4 protein-coding genes are annotated in these 2,846 nt (G+C 73.5%); 3 read left to right on the top strand and 1 reads right to left on the bottom strand.

Going from position 1 to position 2,846, the window contains the following annotated elements:
- Window positions 1-453 (bottom strand): DUF418 domain-containing protein (locus ACTS11_RS16955; protein WP_442641474.1); only part of this gene is annotated, 453 nt, incomplete at its 3' end.
- Window positions 454-554: 101 nt separating this feature from the next.
- Between ACTS11_RS16955 and ACTS11_RS16960 the strand changes: the two genes are divergently transcribed.
- From ACTS11_RS16960 to ACTS11_RS16970, 3 genes are all read left to right on the top strand, one after another.
- The gene (locus tag ACTS11_RS16960; RefSeq protein ID WP_442641475.1) at window positions 555-1,127 is read left to right on the top strand and encodes a TetR/AcrR family transcriptional regulator; all 573 of its coding nucleotides are present in this window, start codon (window positions 555-557) and stop codon (window positions 1,125-1,127) included.
- Window positions 1,128-1,194: 67 nt separating this feature from the next.
- Window positions 1,195-2,595, top strand: coding sequence for a UDP-N-acetylmuramoyl-L-alanine--D-glutamate ligase (gene murD, locus ACTS11_RS16965; protein ID WP_442641476.1), 1,401 nt, complete (start codon window positions 1,195-1,197; stop codon window positions 2,593-2,595).
- Window positions 2,596-2,612: 17 nt separating this feature from the next.
- The coding region (locus ACTS11_RS16970) for a hypothetical protein (protein WP_442641477.1) at window positions 2,613-2,846 on the top strand (234 nt) is incomplete at its 3' end.

Below are 2,846 nucleotides of genomic sequence, written 5' to 3' on the forward strand. Positions count from 1 at the left end.
CACCGCGTAGGCCAGGGCCGCCAGCACGACCGCGCCGCCCGCGATGCGCCGGAGCGTGCGGTCGGAGGCCTCGCGCAGGGACCACAGGACGAGGCCGAGGATCGCGTAGAGGATCAGGATGTCCCCCGCGAAGACGAGGAAGGCATGGGCGATCCCGATGAGGAAAAGCCCCCCGAGCCGCCGCAGGTAGGTCTGCCCCGCGGGCCGTCCGCGCCGCGCGGCGCTGGCCAGCTGCACGCCGAAGCCCCAGCCGAAGAGGAAGGAGAAGAGGACGAAGAACTTGCCGTGCACCAGCAGCGCCGTGCCGGTCGCGGCGAGCCGGTCGAGTCCCTCGGAAGGCGGGATCGCCAGCGCGTCGTAGGGCAGCGCGAGATAGGGGATGTTCGCGATGCAGATGCCGTAGAGCGCGACGGCGCGCAGCAGATCGACCTCGGGGGCGCGGGAAGCGGACATGGGAACCTCCATTTGAGCAATTGCTCAACTCGTCATGACGCCTTATTGAGCATCCGCTCAACATCTGTCAAGATGTTTCCCGGGCGCAACGGGGCGAGGCCATGCGGAAAGAGGACAGGCGCGAGGAACTGGTCGCGGCGGCGGCGGAGCTGATCGCCGGGCGCGGGCTGGCCTCGGTGCGCACGCGCGACGTGACCGCGCGGGCGGGCGTGGGCGTCGGGCTTCTCAACCACTACTTCACCTGGTCCGAGCTGCGCGCCGAGGCGCTGGGGCGCGTGCTGGGGCAGGGGCGCGACCGGCTCCTCGGCCTCGGGGCCACGACGCCGCCCGCGCGGCGCGACGCGCTCCTCCGCGCGGCCTTCGACGCCGGGAACGATCCGCTCTGGCAGGTCTGGGTCGAGGCGGGCGAGGCGGCGCGCACCGACCCCGCGCTGGCCCGGGTGCTGGAGGCGGCGATGGACGCTTTCGTGGCGGATGTCGCGGCGCTGATCGCCGAGGGCGCGGCGTCCGGCGACTGGACCTGCCCCGACCCCGAGGGCGCGGCGATCCGGCTCCTCGCGCTCCATGACGGGCTTCTCGGCCACCTGATGAGCGGCGTGCCCGCGCTGACGCGGGAGGAGTGCATGGCCCATCTCGCCCATGTCTTCGCGCTGGAATGTCCGGCGGTCCGGTAATGGCCGGGGTGGCGGGAGGCGCGGCCTGCCTGTATTCACGGCGGAACACGGACGAAGGACGCGAGGCATGATCCCGGTTCAGGGTTTCGAGGGGCAGAAGGTCGTGGTGCTGGGGCTCGGGCGCTCGGGCCTGTCGGCGGCGCGCGCGCTGCGCGCGGGCGGGGCCGAGGTGCTGGCCTGGGACGACGGCGCGGCGGGGCGCGCGGCGGCCGACGCCGAGGGCTTCACCGTCGCCGATCCGATGGGGCGCGACGCGCTGCTCGGGGTCGCCTGTCTCATCACCTCGCCCGGCATCCCGCATCTCTACCCGCAGCCGCACCGCGTCATCGCCGCCGCGATGGAGGCCGGTATCCCGGTGGACAACGACATCGGCCTGTTCTTCCGCTCGCTCGCCACGGGCGGATGGGCCGATCTCGACACGCCGCCGCGCATCGTCGCGGTGACGGGCACGAACGGCAAGTCCACGACCTCGGCCCTGATCGCGCATCTCCTCGAGAGCGCCGGGATGGCCGTCGAACTCGCCGGGAACATCGGGCGCGGCGTTCTCGACATCGACCCGCCGGGGGAGGGCGCGGTGATCGTGCTCGAGCTCAGCTCCTACCAGATCGAGCTCGCCCGCGCGCTCACCCCCGACATCGCGGTCTTCACGAACCTCACCTCCGACCATCTCGACCGGCACGGCGGCATGGGCGGCTACTTCGCCGCCAAGCGCCGCCTCTTCGCCGAGGGCGGGCCGGACCGCGCGGTGATCGGCGTGGACGAGCCCGAGGGGCGCTATCTCGCCAACCAGATCGCCGAGGGGCCGGGCGACGGGCGGCTCATCCGCGTCTCGGCGCGCAGGATCTCGGGGCCCGGCTGGGACATCACCACGCGCAAGGGCTGGCTGTCGGAATGGCGCAAGGGGCGGCAGGTGGCCTCGATCGACCTCCGGCCGATGATCGGGCTGCCGGGAGCGCACAACCACCAGAACGCCGCCTGCGCCTATGCGGTGGCGCGCGCGCTCGGCCTCGCGCCGAAGACGCTCGAGGACGCGCTCGCCACCTTCACCGGCCTCCCGCACCGGAGCCAGCGGGTGGCCGAGATCGGCGGCGTGGCCTACGTGAACGACAGCAAGGCCACCAATGTCGATGCCGCGATCAAGGCGCTCTCGGCCTTCCCGCGCATCCGCTGGATCTGCGGCGGCCTCGCCAAGGAGGGCGGGATGGAGGCGCTGGCGCCCGCCGCGGGCAACGTGGTCAAGGCCTACGTCATCGGGCGCGAGGCCGCGTCCTTCGCGCTGGCGCTGGGCGAGGTGCCGCACGAGGTCTGCGGCGACATGGGCACGGCGGTCGCGCGCGCGGCGGCGGAGGCGGAGCCGGGGGACACCGTCCTCCTCGCGCCCGCAGCGGCGAGCTTCGACCAGTACGACAATTTCGAGCGGCGGGGCGAGGACTTCGCCCGCCACGTGGAGGCGCTGAAGGGCGGCTGAGACGGGAGGGCGGGGCCATGGCGGGACGTTGGGCGAAGCGGGCGCTGATCCTTCTTCTCGTGCTGGCGCTGGCCTACCCGGTCGCGGGCGGCTACGTGCTCTGGCGCGTGGCCTCCGGCATCCTGACGGTCGGGCCGCTGGCCGAGGCGCTGGGCGCGGCCCCGCGTCCGGAGGAGCCGCTGGCGCTCGGCTACCGGGGCGACCCGGAGGCGGCGCTGGGCCTGCCCTACCGCGAGGTCGGGATCGGGACG

It is taken from the genome of Roseicyclus sp. (assembly GCF_052168335.1).
Classification (GTDB): Bacteria; Pseudomonadota; Alphaproteobacteria; order Rhodobacterales; family Rhodobacteraceae; genus Roseibacterium.

What these genes read in the sequence shown, in the direction of transcription:
- murD (WP_442641476.1), top strand. Translation starts at nt 1,195, where the DNA reads ATGATCCCGGTTCAGGGTTTCGAGGGGCAGAAGGTCGTGGTGCTGGGG.
- ACTS11_RS16960 (WP_442641475.1), top strand. Translation starts at nt 555, where the DNA reads ATGCGGAAAGAGGACAGGCGCGAGGAACTGGTCGCGGCGGCGGCGGAG.